Below are 24,938 nucleotides of genomic sequence, written 5' to 3'. Positions count from 1 at the left end.
CCCGGTCCCCGCGTGATCCACGGCGAAACGCCGATCCACTTCGGGGCGTGCCGCGCTGATCGTTTCGCCCTTCCCAAACCCGCGCCGGGGCCCGCGCGGCTCCGCCGGGTCGGGGGCGCGCCCGGCCGCCCGCGCACGGATGTAGCGAATCGCCCGTTCGCCGCGATAAAGGGATATGCCGCGGTGGTCGGCGGCTCTGGGCAGCGCCCGCCGACCGCCGCGCTCTAGGATCCGGGCCGCTTGTCCGTCATGTCGATGCGCACGAGCGTGGGGTCGTGGTCGTCGGCGCGGTCGGCGAACTCGGCGTTGCGGTGCACGACGTCGTACTCGTGCTTGCGCTTGGCGAGCGACGGGCTCAGCAGGATGTGGTCCGACATCTGCGAGTTCCCGCCGGAGACGGTGGTGTAGCGATCGGCCTCGGGGAGCTTGGCGGGCGTCTCGCTCAGCCCGGCCTCCTTGGCGAGCGTCTTGACCGGGGTGGCGAACTCGCGCTCGTTGAGGTCACCGGCGACGATCACGTCGGCGTCCTTGGCCAGGGAGCGCACCGACTTCACGAAGCCCGCCACCACGCGCGCCTGCGCGTCGCGCCGCCACTCGCTGGGCCGCACCGGCGGCTGGTTGCGGCCGTACACCGGCTGGTCGTCGCCGGTGCGCGGGAACCAGTGGTTGGCCACCACGATGATGCGCCGCCCCTGCCAGGTGACCTCACCCGCGACGGGCTTGCGGGTGCCGCCCCAGGCGGGGTCGGCGGGCTCGATGCGACCGGGGCTCAGCGACAGCCGCACCTTGCCGGGGCCGTCGCCCAGCACCTTGACGGCGGTGCCGGAGCGAGCGGGCTCGCCGGGCGTCTGGTCCTCGGCCGCCGCGCCGGGGCGGTCCACGAAGTCCAGGCCGCGGTCGGCGCGGAACAGGAAGCCCACCCGGTTGTTGCCGCCGGGCTCGCCGCCGTCGGAGTTGTTGCGGGGCACGACCGACCGCCAGTCGTAGGCGGGGCCGCCCACCGCGCTGATCGCGGTGATCAGCTCGGCGACGGTCTGGTCGGCGGCCACGGTGCCGTCGTCGTCGGTGCCGCTGTTGTCCAGCAGGCCGGTGACGGTGATGAGGTCGGGCGACTTCAGGCCGGTCACGACGTCCTGCGCGAGCTGCCGGAAACGCTCGGGCGGGGTGTCGGGGTTGAGGCCCTCCATGCCTGCGGTGGCGACCGTCAGCTCGCCGGGCGCGGCGGCGCGGGTGCTCTCACGGACCAGGCCGCCGCCGCTGCGGGCGGGGGTGGCGGTGAGCAGCAGCTTGTAGTCGCCGTAGCCGTAGTCGAGCACGCCGTCGGCCGCGCCGGGCAGCCGGTCGCCGACGTTCATAGCGGGCAGCGGCACGAGGGCGTCGTCGAGGGTGACGCGCTCGGGGTTGGGGTCGTCGGCGCGCAGCAGGATGCCGCCGCGCGCGGTGCGGACGCCCGCCCCCGCGCCGCCTGCGGGCAGGACGGGGATCTCGCCCGCGCGGGAGGGGCCGACGGCGACGGCGTCCTCGACGCGGACGCGCATGCCCTCCAGGGACTCGTAGAAGTCGAGGGCGTCGCGCTTGGGGTTGAAGGCGCCTGCTCGTTCGACGTCCAGGGTGCCCTTGTCGGCGTTGACGGCGGCGGGGGCACGACGGCCCTTGGGGCCGAGGACGACGGGGGCGGGCAGCGGGACGCCGCGCGCCTCCACGGTGGTGGCGGTGGCGTCGATCTCGGTGCGGCCGAGCCCGGCGGGCTTGGCGCCGCCGGGGCGGAACTCGCTGATCCGGCCGTCCACGCGGACCGCGTCGCCGACGGCGACGGTGGGCTTGGCGCGGGTGTAGACGAAGACGCCTTCGGAGGTGGCGTCGTTCCGGTCGGGCCTGGGGTCCTGCATCCAGAAGCCGGTGCCGGCGAGGGCGGTGACGACACCGGGGACGCGGGCGACGTCGCGGTTGGCGAGGGGGGAGAGGTGGGCGGCGCCCTGGATGTCGCGGATGAGGGGGGCGGGGGCGGAAGCGGGGACGCCGGGTGGGGCGGCTTGCCGGGTTGTGTGTTGGGCTGCTTGTGCGGCGGCCGGGAAGGTGGTCAGGGGCAGGGTCGCCAGGGCTGCGGCGAGCGCCGCGCGGACCGGCAGGGGACGGCCGTAACGCCTTGTCGTTGCGATGTGCGCCACCCGCTTCCCATGATCATTTCACCTGGACACATTGAACACGAGAAGGATGGCACGGAGGCGGATCTGCGGCACAACCCAACCTGAGAATTTCTTTTGGGGATGGCAAGGGCGGGCGGGGGCGAGGTCAGGACGGCAGCGCCGCCCGGACCCTGGGGCCCGGGCGGCGCTGGTAGTGCCTGGGGTGGGTCAGTCGAAGAGGACCACCTGGCGGATCACGTCGCCCTTCTGGAGGGCCTTGACGGCGTTGTTCAGGTCCTCGAAGCCGATGCGGCGGGTGATCAGGCCGTCGATGTCCAGCTTGCCCGCGCGCCACAGGTCCACGAACAGCGGGATGTCGCGCTTCAGGTCGCAGCCGCCGTACAACGACGCCTTCACGTTCTTGCCCTCGAACAGCAGCGAGAACGCGCTCATCTGCCAGTTGTCGTCGGCGGCCCCCGCGCCCACCACGATCACGTCGCCGCCCCGGCGGGTGGCCGCCCACGCGGTGTCGATCGCGGCGGACTTGCCGACGACCTCGAAGGTGTAGTCGAAGCCCTGGCCCAGCGTCAGCAGGCCCTTGGCCTCGTCCAGGCCGTCCAGGGTCGCGGTGTGGGTCGCGCCGAACTGCTTGGCGATCGGGTGCTTGGCCTCGTTGGGGTCGATGGCCAGGATGGTGGACGCGCCCGCGATCTTGGCGCCCTGGATGACCGACAGGCCCACGCCGCCCGCGCCGACCACCGCGACCTTGGAGCCGGGCTTCACCTGCGCGGTGTTGATGGCCGCGCCCACGCCGGTCGGGATGCCGCAGCCCAGCAGGGCCGCGTACTCGAACGGCACGTCCTCGGCCACCTTGATGACGCCGCGCGCCGGCATCACCAGCTCCTCGGCCCAGGTCCCGGTCCCGGCCATGCCGAACGCGGGGCTGCCGTCGCCCAGCTTGAAGGTGGGCTCGCTGAAGGCGGCCGCGATCGAGGTCATGCACAGGTAGGGCTCGCCGCGCAGGCACTCGGCGCAGGAGCCGCAGTCGGGCGTCCAGTTGATGACGACGTGGTCGCCCACCTGCACGTTGGCGACGTGCGACCCGACCTCGGTCACGACGCCCGCGCCCTCGTGGCCGACGACGGTGGGCGGCATCGACGGCAGCACGCCGGTCATGGTGGACAGGTCCGAGTGGCAGACCCCGGTGGCCTTGATCTTGACCTTGACCTGGGCGGGGCCCGGATCGACGGTGGTGACGTCGTCGCGCAGGTCGAGCTCTGAGTCGCCGACCGCATGCAGGACCGCGGCGCGTGCCATGGCTGCCTCCACATCGAGGGTCGGACGCCGTGCCACGGCGTCCCGGAAGGGGTGGGGTGGGGCGTGGCGGGGGAGGGCTACTCGTCCAGGGCGAGGGCCGCCTTGGGGCAGGAGCGCACCGCGTGCCGGACCTTGTCGGCCTGGTCGGCGGGCACCTCCGGCTGGAGGATCTCCAGCTCGTCGTCGTCGGTGAGGTCGAAGACGTCGGGGGCGAGTCCGACGCACACCGCGTTGGCCTCGCACACCAGGGGGTCGACTCGTACTCTCATCGCCTTCTCCGTTCACGTCCCGGTGAGGGTGCGGCAGGTCACGGCCAACATACCGAATCCAGTTCGGTTCGGCGGGCGGGGCCGGGCAACGGCCTGGGGCGCTCGCTCACCCGGAAAGTAGAACACGTTTCAGTATGGAGCGGCAAGACTCGCGTCTCACCAAAGTGATCTCGATGTACCCGCCGTGCCAGGCTGGGCGGCGACGGCCCGGGGGACACCAGGCCGTAAGGTGCCCGGATGCGGATAAAGTGCGCGGCGGAGGAGATCGATGACTGAGACCATGGCGTCCACCCCCGCGGGGACGACCGCACCGCCCGCGATGCCCGGCGACCTGCTCCGGGCGGCGCGCTGCGCCAAGGGCTTCATGCCCGAGAACGAGGGCAGGGCCCTCTACGAGACCGCCGTGGCGTACGGGTCCCGGCCCGACCTCGGCGGCCCGCTGCTGGAGGTCGGCACCTACTGCGGCAAGTCGGCGATCTACCTGGGCGCGGCCGCCCGGCACACCGGCGGCACCGTCGTCACCGTGGACCACCACCACGGCTCGGAGGAGAACCAGGCCGGCTGGGAGCACCACGACCCCTCGCTGGTGGACCCGCTGACCGGCCGCATGGACACCCTGCCGGTGTTCCGCAGGACCATCGCGGCGGCGGGGCTGGAGGACCAGGTCGTGGCGGTCGTGGGCGCGTCCCGCACCGTCGCGGCGTTCTGGAACACGCCGGTCGCGCTGCTGTTCATCGACGGCGGCCACGCCGAGGAGCACGCGCGCGGCGACTACGAGTGCTGGGCCCGGCACGTGGCGGTCGGCGGCGCGCTGGTGGTGCACGACGTGTTCCCCGACCCGGCCGACGGCGGCCAGGCCCCCTACCAGCACATCTACCGGCGCGCCGTGGAGAGCGGCGTGTTCGAGGAGCGGCGCGTGGTGGGCTCGCTCCGGGTGCTGGAGCGCGTCAACGACGGCGACCCGCTCGGCGGCTGAGACATGACGCGACGGGCCCGCGCCCCCGGCGGGGACGCGGGCCCGTTTCGCGTCCCTACAGGCGCGTCCGCACCGGGTTCGCCACCGACATCAGCGCGCAGCCGCACGCCACCGGGTCGGCCGCCGACGACGGCCCCAGCGGGCGTCCGGCGATCTCCTTGAAGATCTGCGAGCCCGCCGACGTGCCCTCCAGCGCGTCGGCCGCCAGGATCACCGCGGCGGCGGTGTAGGTGGACCGGTCGCCCGGGAAGTGCCGCTGGTTCTCGAACTGCCAGCCCGTCCAGTACGAGCCGTCCTCGTGCCGCAGGTGCTGGATGGTCGTGAACAGCTCCAGCGCCCGCTCGCGGTCGCCGGCCGCGTCCAGCGCCATCACCAGCTCGCAGCTCTCGGCGGCGGTCACCCAGGGCTGGTCGGACACGCACCGGCAGCCCAGCTCGGGCACGACGAAGGTGTCCCACTGCTCGGCGAACCGCCGGTAGGCGGCCGCGCCGCGCACCGGGCCGCCGAGCACCGGGTAGTACCAGTCCATCGACCAGCGGCTCTTGTCGGCGAACGCCTCCGGGTGCGCGGCCACCACGTGGCCGAGCTGGTCGGCGGCCAGCTCCCAGTCCGGCTGCGGCTCGCCCAGGTGCTCGGCGAGCGCCACCGCGCAGCGCAGCGCCTGGTAGATCGACGAGCAGCCGGTCAGCAGCGCGTGGTCGGACGCCTCGCCGCTCTCGTGCCGGATCCAGATGATCTCGCCGCGCCGGGTCTGCAGGCCCAGCGTGAACTTGATCGCCCGGTGCACCACCGGCCACATCCGGCGGGCGAAGTCCTCGTCGCCGGTCATCAGCAGCTCGTGCCAGACGCCGACGGCGATGTAGGCGGCGTGGTTGGACTCGCCGCCCGGCTCGGTGACCTCGCCCAGCACCCACTTGGCGGGCCAGGACCCGTCGGGCCGCTGTACGCCCGCCAGCCACTCGTAGGCGCGGCGGGCCTGCTCGCCCAGCCCGGCGACGGTCAGCGCCATCGCGGCCTCGACGTGGTTCCAGGCGTCCACGTGGCCCGGCACGCCGTGCGTGGGGGAGAACCAGGGGATCGCCCCGGACTCCTCCTGCTGCCGCACGATGCTCTGCGCCGTGGCCAGCGTGTCGGCCGAGGTCACCACGCCGGCGACGGCGGGAGCGGCGATCTCAGACCGCATCCGCCGTCTCCTTGGCCGCCGGCCTGCTCGGCGCGGCCGGCTTGGTGAAGTAGACGACCACGCTCTTGCCGATGAGGGGGTTCATGACGCGCTCGGCGAGCCGGGTGGCCAGCGGGCGCTTCATGATGTCCCAGACCAGGACCTGGTGGTAGGCCTTGGCGAGCGGGTTGGCGTCGTTGTCCACGCCCACCGCGCACTTGATCCACCAGTACGGCGCGTGCAGGCCGTGCGCGTGGTGGTGGCCGTCGACCCGGAAGCCGAGCGACTTCAGCTTGGCCTCCAGCTCGGCGCGGGTGTAGATGCGCACGTGGCCGCCGGGCGCGGTGTGGTAGTCCTCCGACAACGCCCAGCACACCCGCTCGGGCAGCCAGGACGGCACGGTGACCGCGAGCTGGCCGCCGGGCTTGAGCACCCGCAGCAGCTCGGCCATCGCGCTCATGTCGTCGGGGATGTGCTCCAGCACCTCCGAGGCGATGATCTTGTCGAAGTGGTCGTCGGGGAACGGCAGGTCGAGCGCGTTGCCCTGCACGGTCTCGGCGGACGCCTTCTCGGGGACCTCGCCCTCCAGCCGCATGGCCCCGAACATCGTCTCGACGCCGGCCAGCTCGTCGGCGTCCAGGTCGAAGGCCACGACGTTCGCACCCCGGCGGTACAGCTCGAAGGCGTGCCGTCCGGCGCCGCATCCCATGTCCATGATGCGTTCGCCAGGGGTGACGCGGAACCGCTGGAAATCCACGGTCAGCAGGGTCGTGCTCCTTCCGTACGGGGAGTCCTCCGACGGAGGTCCCTCATGCCTTGCCCGCGGCGAGCCGCAGGTACTGGTGCTGGGTGATCGCGGTCCGGTAGTGCTCGACCGTGGCCTGCGCCACGGCCCGCCAGGTGTACCGCTCCTGCACCCGGGCCAGGCCCGCCGCGCCCACCTTGCCGCGCTCCGCTGGGGAGTCGTGCAGGCGGCGCAGCACGCCGGCCAGTTCCTCGACGTCGCCGGGCGCGACCAGGATCGCGGCGTCGCCGACGACCTCCGGCAGGGCCCCGGCGCGGCTGGCGACCAGCGGGGTGCCCGACGCCATGTGCTCGACGGCCGGCAGCGAGAAGCCCTCGTAGCGCGAGGGCACCACCGCGACCTCGGCCGACGCCAGCAGCTCGCCCAGCTCGCCGTCGCTGATGCCGCTGACGAACCGCACGCGGTCGCCGAGCGCCAGCTCCTTCACCAGCTTCTCGGTGGGGCCGTCCTCGCGGGGGCGGCTCACCACGACCACGTGCACGTCGCGCTCGGTGGCGACCTTGGCGACCGCGCGCAGCAGCACGTCCACGCCCTTGATGGGCGCGTCGGCGCTGGCCATCGCGACGATCCGGCCGGGCACGCGCTCGCCGCGCGGGTGGAAGATGCCGGTGTCGACGCCCAGCGGCAGGATCTCGATGTCGCGCGGGTCGACCTTGAAGTCCTTGACGATGTCGACCTTGGAGGAGCCCGACACCGTCAGCACCGGGCCGATCCGCCGCGCCACCTGGGCCTGCATGGTGACGAAGCCGTACCAGCGGCGCTTGCCGAGCTTCTGCTTGAGCCCCTCGGCGGCCTCGATCTCGATGCGCCGGTCCACGCTGATCGGGTGGTGGATGCTGGTGACCAGCGGCAGCCCGGCCCTGGCGATGCCGAGGTTGCCGAGGCCGAGCACCTGGTTGTCGTGCGCCACGTCGAAGTCGCGGCGGCGGCGGCGCAGCTCGCGCAGCACCCGCAGGCTGAAGGTCAGCGGCTCGGGGAAGCCGCCGGTGCGCATGTGCGCGAACTCCAGCACGTCGATCCAGTCGCGGAACTCCTCGCGCCGCGGCGTGCGGAAGGGGTCCTCGTCGCGGTACAGGTCCAGGCTGGGGACCTTGGTGAGGACGATCTCGTCGCGGTCCAGCTCGGGGTAGGGCTGGCCGGAGAACACCTCGACGGCGTGCCCGAGGTCGACCAGCTCCCGGCTCAGGTGCCGCAGGTACACGCCCTGGCCGCCGCAGTGCGGCTTGCTCCGGTACGAGAGCAGGGCCACGCGCAATGGCCCCTCCGACGGCTCAACTGCCTCAGCCACGCCGGCACCCGCTCACGCGCCACTCCTGTCAGTCGTGGGACGCCGGGCACAGGCGCACCGGCATCTCCTTGACGCCATTGATGAAACTCGACCTTAGTCTGCGTACGTTACCGGACGGTTCGATATTGGGCATGGAGTCCAAAAGTGTTTGGAAGAGCACACGGAGTTCGAGCCGTGCCAGGTGAGCGCCCAGGCAGAAGTGCGGGCCGCCGCCCCCGAAGCCCAGGTGCGGGTTGGGCGAGCGGCCCACGTCGAAGCGCGCGGGGTCGGTGAAGGCGGCCGGGTCGGCGTTGGCGGAGGCGTAGAACACCACCACCTTGTCGCCCTCCCTGATCTTCCGGCCGCGCAGCTCGGTGTCGCGCACGGCGGTCCGCCGGAACAGGTTGACGGGGGTGACCCAGCGCACGATCTCGTCGGCGGCGGTGGCCAGCAGCGAGCGGTCGGCGCGCAGCCGCTCCCACTGGTCGGGGTGCTGGAAGAAGGCGTGCATGCCGCCGGAGGCGGCGTTGCGGGTGGTCTCGTTCCCGGCCACCGCGAGCAGCAGCACGAACAGCTCGAACTCGTCGCCCGACAACACCTCGCCGCCGGGGCCGGGGTCCAGCAGCCGGGTGACGATGTCGTCGCGCGGGTTCTCGCGCCGCTCGGCGGCCAGGCCGTTGGCGTAGGCGTACAGCTCGGTGGCGGCGGCCTGGCCGTCCTCGGGGGAGCGCTGGAACTCCGGGTCGTCGCCGCCGATCAGCGTGTTGGACCAGTGGAAGATCTTGTCGCGGTCCGCGGGCGGCGCGCCCAGCAGCTCGCAGATCACGTACAGCGGCAGCGGGGCGGCGAGGTCGCGCACGAAGTCGCCCTCGCCGCCGCTGCCCTCGGCCCGGTCCAGCGTCTCGGCGACCAGCCTGCGGCAGATGTCGCGGATGTGGTCCTCCAGCGCGCCGATCGCGCGGGGCGTGAAGCCCCGGTTGACGATGCCGCGCTTGCGCGAGTGCTCGGGCGGGTCCTGGTTCAGCATCATCAGGCGCTGGAGTTCCAGGTGCTCGGGCGGCGGCTCGTCGAACAGCGCGAGCCGCTCGTGAGAGGAGAACACCTCCGGATGCCGCGACACGTGCACCACGTCCTCGTGCAGGGTCACCGCCCAGAACGGCGGGTACCCGCGCGCCGGGTCGCCGTGGTGGCGGTGCACGGGGTCGTGCTCGCGCAACCAGGCGAACTGGTCGTGCGGGACGCCGCCGCGCTCGTAGCGGCCCGGGTCCACCAGCTCGATGTCCGGCGCGGCGCTCACCGGACCGTCGCCTTGCTCTTGGAGGACTGGGGCTCGGACGGGGTGAAGGCCACCTGCAGCTCCTTGATTCCGTTGACGAAGTTGGAGCGCAGCCGCCGGGCCTCGCCGACCGGGCGGATGTCGGGCATCCGGTCCAGGATCGTCTCGAACAGCACCGACAGCTCCAGCCGGGCCAGGTGGGTGCCGAGGCAGAAGTGCGGGCCGCCGCCGCCGAAGCCCACGTGCGGGTTGGGGTCGCGGGCGATGTCGAAGGCGAACGGGTCCTCGATGGCCCGCTCGTCGCGGTTGGCCGAGCCGTAGAACACCACGACCTTGTCGCCCGCCTTGATCTGCTTGCCGCCCAGCTCGGTGTCGCGGGTGGCGGTGCGGCGGAACAGGTTGATCGGGCTGGTCCAGCGCACGATCTCGTCGGGCGCGGTGCGCAGCAGCGCCCGGTTGGCCTTCAGCTTCTCCCACTGCTCGGGGTGCTCGAAGAACGCCAGCATGCCGCCGACCGAGCCGTTGCGGGTGGTCTCGTGCCCGGCGATCACCAGCATCAGCAGGAAGAGCTGGAACTCCTCGGTGCTGAGCCGCACGCCGTTCTCGTCGGGCTGGAGCAGCTTGGTGGCGATGTCGTCGCGCGGGTCGGCCTCGCGCTGGGCGGCCAGCTCGGCGGCGTAGTTCATCAGCTCGCCGGCGAACTCCTTGGCCTGCTCCTTGGCGCCGTTCAGCTCGGGGTCCGCGAAGCCGATGATCTTGTTGGACCAGTCGCAGATCTTCTGCCGGTCCGTCACCGGCGCGCCCAGCAGCTCGCAGATCACGTAGGCGGGCAGGTGGGCGGCGATGTCCGCCACGAAGCACGCCTCGCCGCGCGCCACCACCTCGTCGATCAGCTCGTGGCAGATGTCGCGGATGTGCTCCTCCAGCTGCTTGATCATCCGCGGCGTGAAGCCCCGGTTGACCTTCGCCCGGTTCCTGGTGTGGTCCGGCGGGTCCTGGAACAGCATCATCATCCCGTACAGCAGCACCTCCTCCTCGGTGAACTCCTCGTACATCGAGGTGCGCACGTGGCTGGAGAAGATCTGCGGGTTGCGGGAGACGGTCACGACGTCCTCGTGCCGGGTGACCGCCCAGAAACCGGGCACCGACTCGTCCAGGTCCCGGTGCCAGTGCACCGGGTCGTTGTCGCGCAGCCAGGTGAACTGCTCGTGCGGGATGCCCCCGCGCTCGTAGACGGACGGGTCGATGATGTCGATCTCGGGGGCCATGGGGTGATCCTCCGTGCCGGGGTGGAAGGCAGGCAGACGGCGAGGACCGGCGCGGCGGTCCCCGGGGCGTGCGGGGTCTCGGTCGGACGCGGGCCCGTGATTGAGCGCTTGCTTGGTGAGGTTTATAGAACAGGTTCTAACATGAGACTGTAGTCTCATCAAGAGTCTCACCGGGGTGTGACGCGTGTCGCATCGCAGCCTGAAATGCCCCGTTCGCGCCACGTGTCGGGCCCCGGGCGGCCGGGTACGGGGAGTTGCTTCCCGTCGCACCCGGCGGCCTCTCAGCGCAGGGCGAAGCGCAACGTTCCGCCCTCGTCCAGGCGGCGCGCGACGCCGCGTTTCTCCAGCACGAGCAGGTGCGCGGCGGCCTCGCCGGTCGCCATCCGCTTGGCGGTCGCGCCCATGTCCGCCCACGCCTCGCGCCAGCGCAGCCCGGCCGCCAGCTCCCACAACGTGGTGGGCGCGGGCGACAGCAGCCCGGTCAGCTCGGCGAGCCGCTCCTCGTGGTGGGCGATGATCTCGCCGGTCCGCCCGGCCAGCCCCGCGAAGCGGTACTGGTGGGCGGGCAGCACCTCGCCCGCGTCCACCGTCGCGACCCTGCCGAGCGAGGCCAGGTAGTCGCCCAGCGGGTCGGTGTCGGTCCGGTCGTAGGGGTACAGGCCGATGTGCGGGGTGATGCGGGGCAGCACGTGGTCGCCGGTGAAGATCCGGTCGCCGTCCTCCAGGTGCAGGCAGATGTGGCCGGGGGAGTGGCCCGGCGTCCACACCGTGCGCAGCCGGCGGCCCGGCAGGTCCACCAGCTCGCCGTCGTCCAGCTCGCGGTCGGGCGCGGCGGGCGGGTCGATGTGCTCGCGCGGCGAGCCCGGCCCGCCCAGCTCGTCCGCCCCGGCCCCGGCCCGGCGCATCGCGGCCAGCTCCCAGGTACGGTCGGCGTCCTGCTCGACCACCTCCCGGAACAGCCGGACGATCGCGGCGTCGTCGCGGTGCATCGCCACCCACGCGCCGGAGGTCTCGCGGACCCGCCCGGCGAGGCCCGCGTGGTCGGGGTGGTAGTGGGTCACCACCACGCCGTGCACGTCGGCGATGTCCATGCCGAACGCGCCGAGCCCGTCCTTCAGCGCCGCCCAGGCGTCCTCGTGCTCCCAGCCCGCGTCCACCAGCACCGGGCCGCGCGGCGACTCCAGCGCGTAGACCAGCGTGTAGGCGAGGGGGTTGCCCGGGATCGGCACCGGAACGCTCCAGACCCCGCCGCCGAGGTCCTCCGGCCGCGCCCGCACCGGGTCAGACCCGCTCGATGATCGTGGCCGACGACAGCGCGCCGCCGCAGCACATGGTGACCAGCGCCGTCTGCGCCGAGCGCCGCTCCAGCTCGTGCAGCGCGCTGGTGAGCAGGCGGGCTCCGGTCGCGCCGACGGGGTGGCCGAGCGCGATCGCGCCGCCGTTGACGTTCACGGTGTCCATGTCCGGTTCGTGCACCGACGCCCACGACAACACCACCGAGGCGAACGCCTCGTTGATCTCGGTGATGTCGATGTCCCCCATGGTCATCCCGGCGCGGGCCAGGACCCGTTCGGTGGACTGCACCGGCCCGTCCAGGTGGTAGTACGGCTCGGCCCCGACCAGCGCCTGCGCCCGGATGCGGGCGCGCGGGCGCAGCCCCAGCGCGCGGGCCTTCTCCTCTGACATCACCAGCACCGCGGCGGCCCCGTCGGAGATCTGCGAGGAGGTGCCCGCGGTGTGCAGCGAGTCCTCGCCCATCACGGGCTTGAGCTTGGCCAGGCCCTCGGCGGTGGTCTCGCGCAGGCCCTGGTCGCGGGTGACGGTCATGGTCTCGCCGGTGGGCGTGCCCTCCTTGTCCACCTGCGGCGCGTCCAGCGGCGCGATCTCCCGGTCGAAGCGGCCGTCGGCCCACGCCTTGGCCGCGAGCTGCTGGGAGCGCGCGCCGAAGGCGTCCAGGTCGGCGCGGGTCAGGCCGCGCCGCTGCGCGATGCGCTCGGCCGCGCCGAACTGGTGCGGCATGTCGATCGACCAGTCGTCGGGACGGGGGTTGGCGGGCAGCACGTTGCTGCCGAGCGGGGCACGGCTCATCACCTCCACTCCGCAGCCGATCGCGACGTCCACGACCCCGGCGGCGACCTGCGAAGCGGCCAGGTGCACCGCCTGCTGCGCCGAGCCGCACTGCGCGTCGATCGTGGTGACGCCGGTCTGCCAGGGGAGCCCCGCGTACAACCAGGCGTAGCGGCCGACGTGCCCGCCCTGCTCGCCCGCCTGCGTCACGCACCCGGCGAAGACCTCCGCCACCTCGGCGGGATCGATCCCGGTCCGCTCGACCAGCGCGTTCAGCGCGTGCGCCAGGACGGCCTGGGCCTTCAGCCCCGCCAGCCAGCCGTTGCGCTTCCCGAGCGGTGTGCGTACCGCCTCGACGATCACCGGGGTGCCCATGCGCTCTCCTCGCTAGAACGTGATTCGCCTCCCGACTGTAACGTGTTCTAGTTTTGCGCGGAAGGGTCCGCCGTGTCCGCCGGGGGGCGGCGCAGGCCCTACCATTCCTGGGTGCGCGACGCGCGCCGGGAGGAGCACCGATGACCGACGGCAGACCGGAGCCGGTGTTCGACGAGGACTTCGTCCGCGGCGCGACGATCACCGAGCCGTCGGCGCGGGAGCGCGCCAGGCGGCCGGGGCCCGTCGAGCGGAGGAGGGCGCGGCGGGCCGAGCGCGGGCGGCGCGCGGCGGCAGCGGCGGCCTACCGCGACCCCAGCGGGCGGGCGGCCGTCGTCAAGGTGCTCGCGGGCGTGCTGGTGCTGCTGGCGATCTCCACCGCGCTGTGGTGGTGGACCCGGCCGCGCGTGCAGGAGGCCCCGGTCAAGCTGGGCGCGCCGACGCCGAACGACAGCCGGAGCGCCGAGCCGCGCGCCGACGCCCCGTTCGCCGGATCGCCCGCCGAGGACTACGCCGACGGCGCGGCCGGGATCGCCACGCTCGCGCCCATCGCGGCCAACGGGCTCGACAAGGGCGACACGGCCCGCGCCTACGAGCGCGTCAAGCAGCTGCTGATCGCGAGCAACCTCGACCCCGAGGTCGTCTTCGAGGGGCGCACCGGAAAGCTGGACAAGCTCGTCGATCCCCTGCAGCGCGCCGAGATGCGCCGCGACCTCAAGTCGCGCGGCGAGCGGGCCCGGGTGTGGCGCACCACGTTCGCGCCCGGCTCGGCCACGCGGGTCGGCGCGGTCGTCAAGGTGCACGGCACTGCCACCGCCGCGCCGCACCGGCGCGACGGACGCTCGGGCGTGCTGGTGAAGACCGACCACAACTTCGTCTACGCCGTGCGGCCGCCCGACGACACCGCCGAGGTCATGCGCGTGGTCGTCCGCCGCACCGACGACTTCTTCCTCAGCGGGGAGGGCGGCCGGACCGTCATCTGGAAGGCCCGGGGCGGCGACTCGCCCGCCCCCGTGCGCTGCGACATCGAGGACGGCCTGCTGCACCCGATCTTCCGCCGCGACGAGGCCGGGGCGGTGCCGACCGGCGAGCCCGTGGACCCCTACGACCTCTCCCGGCCGCTCGTCGGCGACGGGAGTTGCCACCAGGTGTCGCGCACCTAGACCGTCCCGGCAAAGCGGGTGAGTAGTGATACTCACCCCGAACCGGGCTAGAACGCCCCCCTGTGGTTCCGTAGGGTCTCCCTATCGGTGCCGATCGCGGCCGGTCAGGCTGGATTCCGGACGACACCGACCAGCAGACCGGGGGCCCTGTCCATGCGAGCACGCATCACCGCGGCGGCGGCGTACCTGCCCGACCGCACCCTCACCAGCGCCGAGGTCGAGGCGCGCGTCGCGGCCGAGAGCGACGGCTACCGGCCGCACCCCACCATCGTGGAGCGGCTGACCGGGATCGGTGCCCGGCACGTCATGGCCGACGGCCAGCAGGCGTCCGACCTGGCGGTGCACGCCGCCCGCGCGGCGCTGGCCGACCGCGGGCTGGACGCCGCGCGGCTGGACCTGCTGATCTTCGGCTCGGCGTCGCAGGACCTGGTCGAGCCCGCCACCGCGCACATCGTCGCGGCCAAGCTCGGCGCGACCTGCCCCGTCTTCGACGTCAAGAACGCCTGCAACAGCTTCCTCAACGGCCTCCAGACGGCCGACGCCCTGATCCGCACCGGCCAGCACGAACGCGTGCTGGTGTGCACCGGCGAGAGCCCGTCGCGCGCGATCCGCTGGAAGGTCCGCGACCGCGCGCAGTTCGCCGACGCCTTCGCGGGCTACACCCTGTCGGACGCGGGCGCGGCGGTCGTCGTGGAGGCCGCCCCGGACGGCGGGATCTTCTACCGCGACTTCGCCGCCGTCTCGGCCGCCTGGCAGGTCGGCACGCTGCCCGGCGGCGGGTCGATGCACCCGCGCGACCCCGAGCACACCTACTTCAGCGGCGACGGGCGCAGGCTCAAGGACGCGTTCGTCGCCACCGGCCCCGAACTGTTCCTGACCGCCCTCGCCAAGACCGACCTGACCTGGGACGACTTCGCGGTCGTCGCCGTCCACCAGGTCACCCTGCCCTACCTGGAGGTATTGCGCGCCACGCTGGGCGTGCCGCCGGACAAGCTCGTGGTGACGCTGCCCGAGCACGGCAACGTCGCCTCGGCGTCGCTGCCGCTGCAACTCGCGACGGCCCTGCGGGAACGGCGCTGCGGCCCCGGCGACCGGGTCGCCCTCGTCGGCCTGGCCGGGGGCGTCAGCCTCGGCGTGATGTTCGCGGAGTTGTGACCGATGGACCTGTGGATCGTCGTCCCCGCCTACAACGAGGAACGCTCGATCGGCGCGACGCTGCGCCGCCTCGCCGAGCAGTCCGACGCCGACGCGACCGTGGTCGTGGTGGACAACGCCAGCACCGACCGCACCGCCGAGGTGGTCCGCGCGTTCGCCGCCGACCACCCCAAGACCGACCTGCGGATCATCACCGAGCCGGAGAAGGGCACCGGCGCCGCCGCCGACACCGGGTTCCGGCACGCGATCGCCGCCGGGGCCACCCACGTCGCCCGCACCGACGCCGACTGCCTGCCGCACCGCGACTGGACCGCCGCGCTGAAACAAGCCTTCGACGACGGGCTGGAGCTGGTCAGCGGGCCGCTGCTGCCGCGCACCGACGAGTTCCCGCTGAAATGGTGGGAGCGGCGGCTGCTGCCCGCCGTGGTGGACATCGCCGCGCTGTTCGGCCGGTTCCGGCCCGGCAACCAGGACCCGCTGTACCTGGGGCCGTACGTGATGATGCCCGGCTGCAACATGGCGATCACCGCCGACCTGTACGAGCGGGCGGGCGGCTTCCCGCGCACCCGCATCGAGGACGTGCACGAGGACCGCGCCCTGGTGAACCGGGTCCGCTACCTGACGGCCGGGTACGGGTTGCGCGACGACATGGTCGTGTACGGGTCGGTGCGGCGGCTGCGGGCGTTCGGCCTGGTCAGGACGCTGGGCTGGTACGCCGACCACCGCTACCGCCCGGCCGTGGTGGACATCCGACTCGGGGACATCCGATGAGCGGCTGGGAGCGGCGGCTCTACCTGAGCGCGCACCCGTTCGCCTACCCGCTGCTGCGTGGCCTGGCCCGGCGCGGGCCGGTCGTGCGGGTGCCGGGGCTCGGCGTCGTCGTCAACGACGCGGCCCTGGCGCGCGAGGTCCTGATGGACGGCGAGACCTTCCGCAAGGACGGGCCGGGCTCGCCGGGCGAGCTGTGGACGCCGGTGCTCGGCCCGTCGGTGCTGCTCAACATGGAGGGCGAGGGCCACCGAGCCCTGCGCCGCCGCCTAGCGGAACTCTTCACACCCACCTACGTCGACGGGTTGTGCACCCGCGTCCTGGCCGAACCGCTCGCCGATCTCACCGACCGGCTGGAGCGCGGCGCGGTCGTGGACCTGGTGGACACCATGCGGGTGCTGGCGGGCGCGGTGATCGGCGAGGTCATCGGCCTGGACACCCGCTGCGAGGCCGCCTACCGGCACCTGTTCGAGCAGGGCGAGCGGATCGTGTCGATGGTGTCGCTGCGCACCCGGCGGTTGTCGCCCGCGCAACTGGAGATCGCCCGCGAGGTGCTGGACCCGCTCGGCGACATCGCCGCCAAGGCGTACGCGGCCGGGGACGAGGGCACGGTCATGGGCCGGATGCGCACGCTCGGCCTGTCGGAGGCCGAGGCGCGCGGCGCGGCGGCGGCGTTCTTCCTGACCGGCACCGAGACGGTCGCGACGCTGGTCCCGCGCCTGATCGCGCTGCTGCACGACCACGGGCAACTGGCACGTGTGGCCGCCGGCCCCGCCGGCCTGCTGGACCGGGCCATCGACGAGGCCATGCGCGTCACGACGCCCACACCCGTCATGTTGCGCAGCGTGCACCGCGAGACCGAGATCGGCGGGACGCGGGCGGGACCAGGAGACCGGGTGCTGATCGCGACGCACAACTGCTGCCGCGCGCTCGGCCCGTTCGACCTGGACCGGCCGCACCCGCCGGAGCTGCGGCGGTTGTGGTTCGGGGCCGGGCCGCACTTCTGCCTGGGCTACCCGCTGGCCATGGCCGAGACGCGCACGGTCGTCCGCACGGTGCTGGCCGCCCGCCCGGTGATCACCCGGCGGGCGGCGGCGCGCGGGGTGCTGATCCCGACCTACGCGCGGCTGATGATCCGGAAGGGGGACCGGTGACGCTGGTGCGCAGGCTGCTCGACCAGGCCGCCGCGACGCCGTCGGCGGTGGCGCTGGTGGCGGGCGACGGGACGGAACTGACCTACGGCGACCTGCGACGACGGGTGCTGGCCGTCCGGCACGGCTTGCTTGCGGCGGGCCTGGCCGAGGGGGACGGGGTGCTGTTCTCGGTGCGCCCGTCGCCGGAGTCGCTGGTGCTGGCGCTGGGCGTGGTGGCGGCGGGCGGCGTGGTGGTGTTCGCCGACCCGGGGGCGGGCCCGGAGATGTTCACGGCCCGCCTCAAGTTGGCGCGCCCGCGCTGGTCAGCGGCCGAATCGTTGCTGTACGCGGGCAGCAGGCTAGGACCGGTGCGAGCCTACGCACGCCGCAAGGGCCTGCTACTCCCCAACCTGGCCGACCTGCAAGTCCCCGGTGACAGCGTGGGGATGCGGCACATCTATGTCGGGCGCTGGTTGCCTGGCGTTCCGCGTGGTGCGCTGGCGTTCGGCAAGCTCGCCGCCGGGCCCGCGCCCGAGCCGGACGTCGAGAACGACCCCGACGCGCCCGCCGCCGTCATCTTCACCTCCGGCACCACCGCCGCCCCGCGCGCCGTCGTCCACACCCAGGCGTCACTGGCCGCCGCGCTCGACCTCTTCCGGGAGCGCCTGCCGCTCGGTCCCGGTGACGTCGTGCACACCGACCAGCTCATGCTGGGCCTGCCGACGCTGATCTCGGGGGCGCGCTGGTCCATGCCGCCGCTGTTCTGCCCGCCCGCCGACTTCGCCCGCCAGCTCGCCGAACGCCGCGCCACCCACACCTTCTGCGTGCCCGTCCACCTCGCGGAGATCCTGGACGCGGCCGAGAAGCTGCCGGATCATCTCCGCTACGTCCTGCTGGGCGCGGCCCCCGCACCCGCCGGAATCCTGCGCCGCGCCGTCCAGGCCGCGCCCGCCGCCGACGTGCTGTCCGTCTACGCGATGACCGAGATCCTGCCCGTCGCCATCGCGTCCGCACAGGACAAACTCGCCCACACCGAATCCGGCGCGGAAGGCGACCTGCTCGGCGAGCCGCTCACCGGCACCGCGTTCACCGACGACGGCGAACTGCTCCTCTCCGGCCCCAACCTCTGCCACGGCTACCTGGGCGAACCGCCCCTCGACCGCCTGCCCACCGGCGACCTCGCCCGCCTGGAAGACGGCCGCCTGGTCCTGCTGGGACGCAAGAAGGACATGCTGATCCGCGGCAAGTTCAACCTCTACCCGGGCCTGTACGAACCGGCGATCGCCGCGCTCCCCGGCGTCGCCGAGGCCGCCATCGTCGGCCTGCCCGACGCCGAGACCGGCGACGAGGAGGTGGTCCTCGCCGTCGTCGCCGAGCCCGGCGGCGACGTCACCGGCCTGGACCGCCGCCTGCCCGGCGTCCTCGACCATGACGCGCTGCCGGACCGCATCGTCGAGCTGCCCGAATTGCCGCGTTCGGGGCGGGGCCGCAAACTCGACCGGGAACGGCTGCGCGCACTGGTACGGGGGAGATGAGATGAAGATCGCGGTGACCGGCGCGTCGGGCTTCGTCGGGGGAGCGGTCTGCCGCGCCCTGGCCGGTCAGGGTGTGCAGGCCCTCGCCTACGGCCGCCGCGCCGAGGTCCCGCGCGGCCACCTGGCGGGCGCGCCCTACCGGCGCTGGGACCTCACGCGCGGTCCCGTTCCGGACGCCCCCGCCGTGGACGCCGTCGTGCACTGCGCGGGCAGCGTCACCGACTGGGGACCGGCCGCCGGGCTGTTCGCCGCCAACGCCACCGGCACCCGGAACGCGCTGGCGTCCTTCCCCGGCGCGCGGTTCGTGCACGTCAGCACCGCCAGCGTGTACGACCCGTTCCGGCCCACCGTCATGGCCACCGAGGACCAGGCCCCCACCGCCCGGTACCTCAACGCCTACGGCGCGTCCAAGGCCGCCGCCGAGCGCGCCGTCCTGGCCGTCATGCGCGGGCGCGGCCCGGCCCGCTGGCACGGTCCGGCCCGCCGCGAGGCGATCGTCCTGCGGCCGCACGCCGTCTACGGCCCCGGCGACACCACCCTGCTGCCGCGCGTGTTGTCGGCGGTGCGCGGCCCGCTGCTGCCCGCCGCCGGGACCGGCCGCCAGAAGGTCAGCCTGACCTCGGTCACCAACCTGGTGGAGGCGTGCCTGCTGGCGGCGACCGGCCCGGTCGGCGCGGGCGTCTACAACGTCGCCGACGCCGAGCCGGTGGTGATCGACGACGCGTTCCGCGCGATCCTCGCCGAGCGCGGCGTCAACGCCCGCCCCGTCTACCTGCCGCGCCGCGCGGCCTGGCCGGTGGCGGCGGCCGTGGAGGGCGCGTTCCTGCTGGCCCGCCGCCCCGAGCCGCCCCGCCTCACCCGCTACGCGATCAGCCATCTGGCGGTCGAGCGCACCCTCGACATCACCGCCGCGCGCGACGCCCTGGGCTACGACCCCAAGCCGACCTCGTTCGCCGGGGCGGCCGACTGGTAGACGGCCGGTGGACCGCGCCGTCCACCGATCGGTGGACGGCGGGTTCAGCCGGTCGGGGCTCATGCCGGACGGGCCCCCGGAGCGACGATTCGATCATGACGAATCTTCCTCTGCGGGCGGCTCGCTGGAGCGCCCACCACCCCTGGCGCGCGGTGCTGATCTGGGTGTTGTTCGTGGCGGCCTGCCTGGGCGGCGGCATCGCGGCCGGCACGAACTCGGCCACGGCCAAGGACTTCGGCGTCGGCGAGGCGGGCCGGGCCGAGGCGGTCGCGATCGACGCCGGGATGCAGCGCCGCCCCGTCGAGCAGGTCATGATCCGGGCGAGGTCCGGCACGCTCGACACCGCCGCCGCGCAGGCCGCCGCCCAGGACGTGACGCGCCGCATGCGCGAGCTGCCCGAGGTCGCCTCCGTCGCGCCCCCCGTGCGTTCGCCCGACGGCCGGACGCTCATGGTCGAGGTGACCATGAAGGGCGAGGAGCTGGCCGGGCGCAAGAACGTCCCGCCGCTGCTGGAGCGCACCGCCCAGGTGCAGAAGGCCCACCCCGGCCTGGTGGTGGAGGAGACCGGCAGCCCGTCGATCAGCAAGGGCGTCAACGACCAGCGCGGCGAAGACCTGGCGCTGGCCGAGATGATCACGTTGCCGGTCACGCTGCTCACGCTGCTGCTGGTGTTCGGCTCGGTGGTGATGGCCGGGGTGCCGGTGCTGCTGGCGCTGTCGTCGATCATGGCGGCGGTGGGCCTGTCGATGGTCGTCTCGCACCTCATGCCCGACACCGGTGTCGGCACCAACCTCATCCTGCTGATCGGCATGGCGGTCGGCGTGGACTACACGCTCTTCTACCTCAAGCGCGAGCAGGAGGAGCGCGCCCGGTCCGGCGGGCGGCCCGCCCCCGAGGCGCTGGTGGACGCGGCGGCGGCGACGGCGGGCCGGGCCATCGTGGTCTCCGGCCTGGCGGTGATCGTGTCCACCGCGACCCTGTACCTGGCGACCGACGTCATCTTCTCCTCGCTGGCCACCGGCACGATCCTGGTCGTGGCGGTCGCCGTGGCCAGCTCGCTGACCGCGCTCCCGGCGCTGCTGGTGAAGCTCGGCCACCGCGCCAACCGCCGCGCCGCGCGAAAGGGCGTTGAGCCTAAGTCGCGGAAGGCGGACGAGAACGGGCGCGTCTGGAACGCGCTGCTGTGGCCCGCCCGCAAGCACCCGGCGATCACCCTGGTGGCGTCGGTGCTGGCCCTGCTCGCACTCGCCGCCCCCGTGCTGAACATGAAGCTGGTCGAGGTCAACCGCGACCTGTTCTCCCGCGACATCCCCGCCATGCAGAGCTACGACCGGCTGAACGCCGCCTTCCCCGAGCGCCGGGCCGAGCACCGCGTGGTCGTCCGCGCCGAGGCGGGCCGCGCTGGAGAGGTCGCCGCCGCGCTCGGCGAGCTGGGACGGCGCACCCAGAACGACCCGATGTACGCCCGGAACACCACGCCCGTCCTGAAGGTCTCGCCCGACAAGCGGGTCTCGGTCCTGATCGTCGCGGTTCCGTTCTCGATCAGCTCCGATCAGGCCGCCGCATCTCTGGACCGCCTCCGCTCGGTCCACATCCCCGCCACGATCGGCCGGACGGACGGCGCGGAGACCGGCGTCACCGGCGACGTCGCCCGCTCGGTGGACTACGTGGACCACCAGAACGCCAAGCTCCCGCTGGTCGTGGGCGCGCTGCTGCTGCTCACCCTCGTCATGACGGCGATCGCGTTCCGGTCGGTGGTGATCGGCCTGATCGGCATGGCGCTGAACGTGTTGTCGGCGGTGGCGGCGCTGGGCCTGCTGGTGACGGTGTTCCAGGGCACCTGGGCCGAGGGCGCGCTCGGCTTCGAGTCGCTCGGCGCGATCGCCACCCGCGTGCCGCTGTTCCTGTTCGTGATCCTGTTCGGGCTGTCGATGGACTACCAGGTGTTCGTGCTGAGCCGCATCAGCGAGGCCGTCCGCGCGGGCGTCCCGCACCGGGAGGCCGTCCTGATGGGAATCGGCCGCTCGGCGCGGGTGGTGACCAGCGCGGCGGTCGTGATGGTGACGGTGTTCGCCAGCTACGTCTTCCTGCACCTGATGGAGATGAAGCAGATGGGCTTCAGCCTGGCGGTGGCGGTGCTGCTGGACGCCGTCGTGATCCGCCTGATGGTCCTGCCGTCGGCGCTGCTGTTGCTGGGGAGGCGGAGCTGGTGGCCGTCGCGCCCGGTGGGAGAGTGGGGATCATGCCCCCCGAAGCACACGACTCCCTCGCTTTCTGGCGCGGAACGCTGAGCCGCTGGAACGTGGTCTGGTGGTTGCTGCTCGGCCTGATGTTCCTCGCGATCGCCGCGCTCCGGGACCGGGGCCCGCGCGAGTACGGGGCGCTGGCGGTCCTCGCGACGATCGCGGCGTGCCACCTGGCCCTCGGCCGGTTCCTGCGGCCGCACGCCTACCTGGCGGTGCTGGCCGCGGGGATCGGGGCCCTGTCCTACCTGTGGAACGGCAGCGGGGCGCTGTTCCTGGTGGCGCTGCCGCACTTCTGGATCCACGCCCGGTCGCGGCGGGCGGCGATCGTCCTCAGCGGGGCGGCGTGCCTGGCGGGCGCGGCGGGCAGCGTGTTGCGCCAGGGCTGGACCGCCGCGGCGTTCAACACGGTGGTGTCGGTCCTGGTGTGCTTCGCCGCCAGCGTGCTGATGGGGTTGTGGGTGCAGACCGTCGTCGAGCAGAGCCACGAGCGCGCCCGGCTGATCGACGAGCTGGAGCGCGCCCAGGCCGAGCTGGCGGCGGCCCACCTGCGGCAGGGCGCGGCCGAGGAGCGCCAGCGCATGGCCCGCGACATCCACGACACCATCGCGCAGGGCCTGGCCTCGATCATCGTGCTCGCCGAGGCGGCCCGCGAGGGCCTGCCCGGCGACCCCGGGACCAGCGCCCGCCAGCTGTTGTCGATCGAGAAGACCGCCCGGGAGAACCTGACCGAGGCGCGCGACCTGGTGGCCGCCGGGCAACCGGCGGCCGCGGGGCCGTTCACGCAGACGTTGCGCCGCACGCTGGACCGGTTCGTCGAGGACACCGGCCTGGCGGTGCACGCCGACCTCGCCGACGTGGCCGCCGACCAGCCGACGCGGGTCGCGCTGCTGCGCTGCCTCCAGGAGTCGCTGGCCAACGTCCGCAAGCACGCGGCGGCCTCCTCGGTCACCGTCGTGCTGGTCGCGACCGCGCACGGCGTCGAACTGGAGGTCACCGACGACGGGGCGGGGTTCACGCCGGGCCCCGGCCCCGGATTCGGCCTGGCGGGCATGCGGGACCGCCTGGCCGGGCTGGGCGGACGGCTCACCGTCACCGGCTCGCCGGGCGACGGCACCCGCGTGCTCGCCCAGATCCCCCTGAACAGCGAGGTAGCGACATGACCGGCCGCCTGCGGATCATCCTGGCCGACGACCACAGCGTGATGCGGGCCGGGGTCGGCGCGCTGCTGGCCGCCGAGCCCGACATCGAGATCGTCGGGGAGGCGGGCGACGGCCGCGAGGCGGTGCGGCTGGCCGGGCTGCACGCCCCCGACGTGGCGCTGCTGGACCTGCGGATGCCCGGCATGGACGGCGTCGCGGCCACCGCCGAGATCGGCGCCCGCCACCCCGGCACCCGCGTGCTGATCCTCACCACCTACGACACCGACACCGAGATCGAGCGCGCGGTGGAGGCCGGGGCGGTCGGCTACCTGCTCAAGGACGCCACCCGCGAGCAGCTCGCCGCCGCGATCCGGGCCGCCGCGCGCGGCGAGACCGTCCTCGCGCCGCGCGTCGCGCAGAAGCTGGTCGCGCGGATGCGCGCACCCGTCCAGGCCGCCCTGACCGCGCGCGAGGCGCAGGTGTTGCGGGCGGTCGCCGACGGCCTCACCAACGCCGAGATCGGCGCGCGGCTGGTGGTGGCGGAGGCGACCGTCAAGACCCACCTGCTGCGGATCTTCGCCAAGCTCGACGTCAACGACCGGACCCGCGCCGTGGTGGTCGCGATGGAACGGGGGCTGCTGCCATGACCGCCGAAGAGTTCCCCGGCGCGCTGCGCGGGGCGCGGCGGCGGCGCCGTCTCAGCCAGCTCGACCTGGCCCTGCGCGCGGGCACGACGCAGCGCCACCTCAGCTTCATCGAGAGCGGCCGCTCGCGGCCCGGCCGGGCGATGGTGGTCCGGCTGGGCGAGTCGCTGGAGCTGCCGCTGCGCGAACGCAACGCCTTGCTGCTGGCGGCCGGTTACGCGCCCGTCTACCCGCGCACCCCGCTGGACGACCCGGACCTGGCGCACGTGCGCGCCGCGCTCGGGCACATCCTCGCCGGTCACATGCCCTATCCGGCGGTGGTGGTGGACGACGGGCACGACCTGGTGCTGGCCAACGACGCGTTCGGGCTGTTCACCGAGGGCGTCGCCGCCCACCTGCTCCGGCCCCCGGTCAACGTGCTGCGCCTCGCCCTGCACCCGGCGGGCGTGGCTCCCCGGATCATGAACCTGGGCCAGTGGGCGCGGCACATCCTGGACCGGCTCCCGCCCGGCGACCTGCGCGCCGAGCTGGCCGCGTACGCGCCCCCGGCCGAGCCCGACGCCGAGCACGTGGGGTTCGCCGCGCCGCTGCGGTTGCGCACGCCCTCGGGCGAGCTGCGGCTGACCACCACGATCACGACGTTCGCGACGGCGCTCGACGTGACCGTGGCGGAGCTGAGGCTGGAGGCGTTCCTGCCCGCCGACGCGGCGACGGCCCGGCTGCTGGCCGGTCAGCCGGGGAACATGTAGTCGGCCTCGATCCGGCCGTGCTCGTCCAGCACCAGCACGTCGACGCCGCCGCCCGCCGCCTCGCCGCCGGGCGGCACCGCCTCCCAGGCGAGCTTGACGACGTTGCGCAGGCGGACCGCCTCGCCCGCGGGCCGGAAGGTGAGCTGCCCGGACGCGACGAACTCCGCATGGCTGCGGGCGACGCGCGTCTCGATGGCGTCGTATCCCTGGGCCTCCAGAACGGAGCCGTCGAAACCCAATCCAGCCGCCATCTCACGAATCTCCTGAGGCGGATGCAGAAGGTGCACGCCGTCCTGGGCCCACAACTCCTCGATGGCCTTGCGGCGCAGGCCGGGGTCCGGCTCGTTCCAGAGCGCGACGAAGCGTTCCGCCAGCTCCTGCACGCTGTTCTCGGTCATGGTTCTTCCTCCACGGATGTTTCCCCTGTTCCGTGACGAGCATGGGAGAACGACCGCAGCCCGACAATTCCTCACAGGGAATGACAACCCCGCTGCGGAACGTCAAGAACCCACTACCTAGAGTGGTCGT

22 protein-coding genes are annotated in these 24,938 nt (G+C 73.4%); 11 read left to right on the top strand and 11 right to left on the bottom strand.

Annotated elements, in window-relative coordinates:
• Window positions 1–224 precede the first annotated feature (224 nt).
• The 3 genes from AH6_RS34905 to AH6_RS34895 all read right to left on the bottom strand — a co-directional run bounded on the left by AH6_RS34905 (window position 225) and on the right by AH6_RS34895 (window position 3,712).
• On the bottom strand, window positions 225–2,168 hold the full coding sequence (locus tag AH6_RS34905) for a DUF8508 domain-containing protein (RefSeq protein ID WP_083983773.1): 1,944 nt from the start codon (window positions 2,166–2,168) through the stop codon (window positions 225–227).
• 186 nt (window positions 2,169–2,354) lie between these two features.
• Window positions 2,355–3,443: an alcohol dehydrogenase catalytic domain-containing protein gene (locus AH6_RS34900; protein ID WP_067488792.1), complete on the bottom strand. Its 1,089-nt coding sequence runs from the start codon at window positions 3,441–3,443 to the stop codon at window positions 2,355–2,357.
• A gap of 77 nt (window positions 3,444–3,520) precedes the next feature.
• Window positions 3,521–3,712 (bottom strand): ferredoxin, encoded by a 192-nt coding sequence (locus tag AH6_RS34895; RefSeq protein ID WP_067488787.1) that lies wholly within the window; start codon window positions 3,710–3,712, stop codon window positions 3,521–3,523.
• 268 nt (window positions 3,713–3,980) lie between these two features.
• Here AH6_RS34895 and AH6_RS34890 point away from each other — a divergent pair, with 268 nt between their 5' ends.
• The gene (locus AH6_RS34890; RefSeq protein WP_067488785.1) at window positions 3,981–4,688 is read left to right on the top strand and encodes a class I SAM-dependent methyltransferase; all 708 of its coding nucleotides are present in this window, start codon (window positions 3,981–3,983) and stop codon (window positions 4,686–4,688) included.
• 55 nt (window positions 4,689–4,743) lie between these two features.
• On the opposite strand, the gene AH6_RS34885 is transcribed toward AH6_RS34890, so the two are convergent.
• The 7 genes from AH6_RS34885 to AH6_RS34855 all read right to left on the bottom strand — a co-directional run bounded on the left by AH6_RS34885 (window position 4,744) and on the right by AH6_RS34855 (window position 12,908).
• A complete protein-coding gene (locus AH6_RS34885) occupies window positions 4,744–5,871 on the bottom strand; it encodes a glycoside hydrolase family 15 protein (RefSeq protein ID WP_067488783.1) in 1,128 nt (375 codons plus the stop codon).
• Window positions 5,861–6,616: a class I SAM-dependent methyltransferase gene (locus AH6_RS34880; protein WP_174555152.1), complete on the bottom strand. Its 756-nt coding sequence runs from the start codon at window positions 6,614–6,616 to the stop codon at window positions 5,861–5,863. The genes AH6_RS34885 and AH6_RS34880 overlap by 11 nt, the downstream gene beginning before the upstream one ends.
• Before the next feature lie 43 nt (window positions 6,617–6,659).
• The gene (locus tag AH6_RS34875; RefSeq protein WP_245679604.1) at window positions 6,660–7,904 is read right to left on the bottom strand and encodes a glycosyltransferase family 4 protein; all 1,245 of its coding nucleotides are present in this window, start codon (window positions 7,902–7,904) and stop codon (window positions 6,660–6,662) included.
• Window positions 7,905–7,971: 67 nt separating this feature from the next.
• A complete protein-coding gene (locus tag AH6_RS34870; protein ID WP_067488777.1) occupies window positions 7,972–9,219 on the bottom strand; it encodes a cytochrome P450 in 1,248 nt (415 codons plus the stop codon).
• Window positions 9,216–10,466: a cytochrome P450 gene (locus tag AH6_RS34865; RefSeq protein WP_067488775.1), complete on the bottom strand. Its 1,251-nt coding sequence runs from the start codon at window positions 10,464–10,466 to the stop codon at window positions 9,216–9,218. The genes AH6_RS34870 and AH6_RS34865 overlap by 4 nt, the downstream gene beginning before the upstream one ends.
• Before the next feature lie 281 nt (window positions 10,467–10,747).
• Complete coding sequence (locus AH6_RS34860; RefSeq protein WP_067488773.1) at window positions 10,748–11,743, bottom strand: MBL fold metallo-hydrolase; 996 nt, start codon at window positions 11,741–11,743, stop codon at window positions 10,748–10,750.
• Between the two features lie 4 nt (window positions 11,744–11,747).
• Window positions 11,748–12,908, bottom strand: a complete 1,161-nt coding sequence (locus AH6_RS34855) for a steroid 3-ketoacyl-CoA thiolase (protein ID WP_067488769.1) — start codon at window positions 12,906–12,908, stop codon at window positions 11,748–11,750.
• A gap of 140 nt (window positions 12,909–13,048) precedes the next feature.
• Here AH6_RS34855 and AH6_RS44370 point away from each other — a divergent pair, with 140 nt between their 5' ends.
• The 10 genes from AH6_RS44370 to AH6_RS34805 all read left to right on the top strand — a co-directional run bounded on the left by AH6_RS44370 (window position 13,049) and on the right by AH6_RS34805 (window position 24,410).
• Window positions 13,049–14,068 carry an SCO2583/SCO2584 N-terminal domain-containing protein gene (locus AH6_RS44370; protein ID WP_067488768.1) on the top strand — a complete coding sequence of 340 codons (1,020 nt, stop codon included), beginning with the start codon at window positions 13,049–13,051 and terminating at the stop codon, window positions 14,066–14,068.
• A gap of 153 nt (window positions 14,069–14,221) precedes the next feature.
• The gene (locus tag AH6_RS34845) at window positions 14,222–15,223 is read left to right on the top strand and encodes a 3-oxoacyl-ACP synthase III family protein (RefSeq protein ID WP_067488766.1); all 1,002 of its coding nucleotides are present in this window, start codon (window positions 14,222–14,224) and stop codon (window positions 15,221–15,223) included.
• Window positions 15,224–15,226: 3 nt separating this feature from the next.
• Entirely contained in the window at window positions 15,227–15,994 is a 768-nt protein-coding gene (locus tag AH6_RS34840) for a glycosyltransferase family 2 protein (protein ID WP_067488764.1), read from the top strand.
• Window positions 15,991–17,145 carry a cytochrome P450 gene (locus tag AH6_RS34835; RefSeq protein WP_067488763.1) on the top strand — a complete coding sequence of 385 codons (1,155 nt, stop codon included), beginning with the start codon at window positions 15,991–15,993 and terminating at the stop codon, window positions 17,143–17,145. Before AH6_RS34840 ends, AH6_RS34835 begins: the two co-directional genes overlap by 4 nt.
• Complete coding sequence (locus AH6_RS34830) at window positions 17,142–18,659, top strand: class I adenylate-forming enzyme family protein (protein WP_067488761.1); 1,518 nt, start codon at window positions 17,142–17,144, stop codon at window positions 18,657–18,659. The genes AH6_RS34835 and AH6_RS34830 overlap by 4 nt, the downstream gene beginning before the upstream one ends.
• Window position 18,660: 1 nt before the next feature.
• Window positions 18,661–19,632, top strand: coding sequence for an NAD-dependent epimerase/dehydratase family protein (locus AH6_RS34825; protein WP_067488759.1), 972 nt, complete (start codon window positions 18,661–18,663; stop codon window positions 19,630–19,632).
• A gap of 95 nt (window positions 19,633–19,727) precedes the next feature.
• Entirely contained in the window at window positions 19,728–21,923 is a 2,196-nt protein-coding gene (locus AH6_RS34820; protein ID WP_067488758.1) for an MMPL family transporter, read from the top strand.
• Window positions 21,875–23,038 (top strand): sensor histidine kinase, encoded by a 1,164-nt coding sequence (locus tag AH6_RS34815; protein WP_067488817.1) that lies wholly within the window; start codon window positions 21,875–21,877, stop codon window positions 23,036–23,038. The genes AH6_RS34820 and AH6_RS34815 overlap by 49 nt, the downstream gene beginning before the upstream one ends.
• Window positions 23,035–23,664 carry a response regulator gene (locus tag AH6_RS34810; RefSeq protein WP_067488757.1) on the top strand — a complete coding sequence of 210 codons (630 nt, stop codon included), beginning with the start codon at window positions 23,035–23,037 and terminating at the stop codon, window positions 23,662–23,664. The genes AH6_RS34815 and AH6_RS34810 overlap by 4 nt, the downstream gene beginning before the upstream one ends.
• Window positions 23,661–24,410, top strand: coding sequence for a helix-turn-helix domain-containing protein (locus tag AH6_RS34805; RefSeq protein WP_067488756.1), 750 nt, complete (start codon window positions 23,661–23,663; stop codon window positions 24,408–24,410). Before AH6_RS34810 ends, AH6_RS34805 begins: the two co-directional genes overlap by 4 nt.
• On the opposite strand, the gene AH6_RS34800 is transcribed toward AH6_RS34805, so the two are convergent.
• Entirely contained in the window at window positions 24,392–24,808 is a 417-nt protein-coding gene (locus AH6_RS34800; protein ID WP_067488755.1) for a hypothetical protein, read from the bottom strand. The genes AH6_RS34805 and AH6_RS34800 overlap by 19 nt on opposite strands.
• Between the last annotated feature and the right edge of the window lie 130 nt (window positions 24,809–24,938).

The organism is Actinomadura hibisca NBRC 15177 (assembly GCF_001552635.1).
In the GTDB taxonomy this organism is placed as follows: domain Bacteria; phylum Actinomycetota; class Actinomycetes; order Streptosporangiales; family Streptosporangiaceae; genus Spirillospora; species Spirillospora hibisca.
Note: the sequence above shows the minus strand (reverse complement) of the source record. Positions and strands in the feature narration are given on the sequence as shown.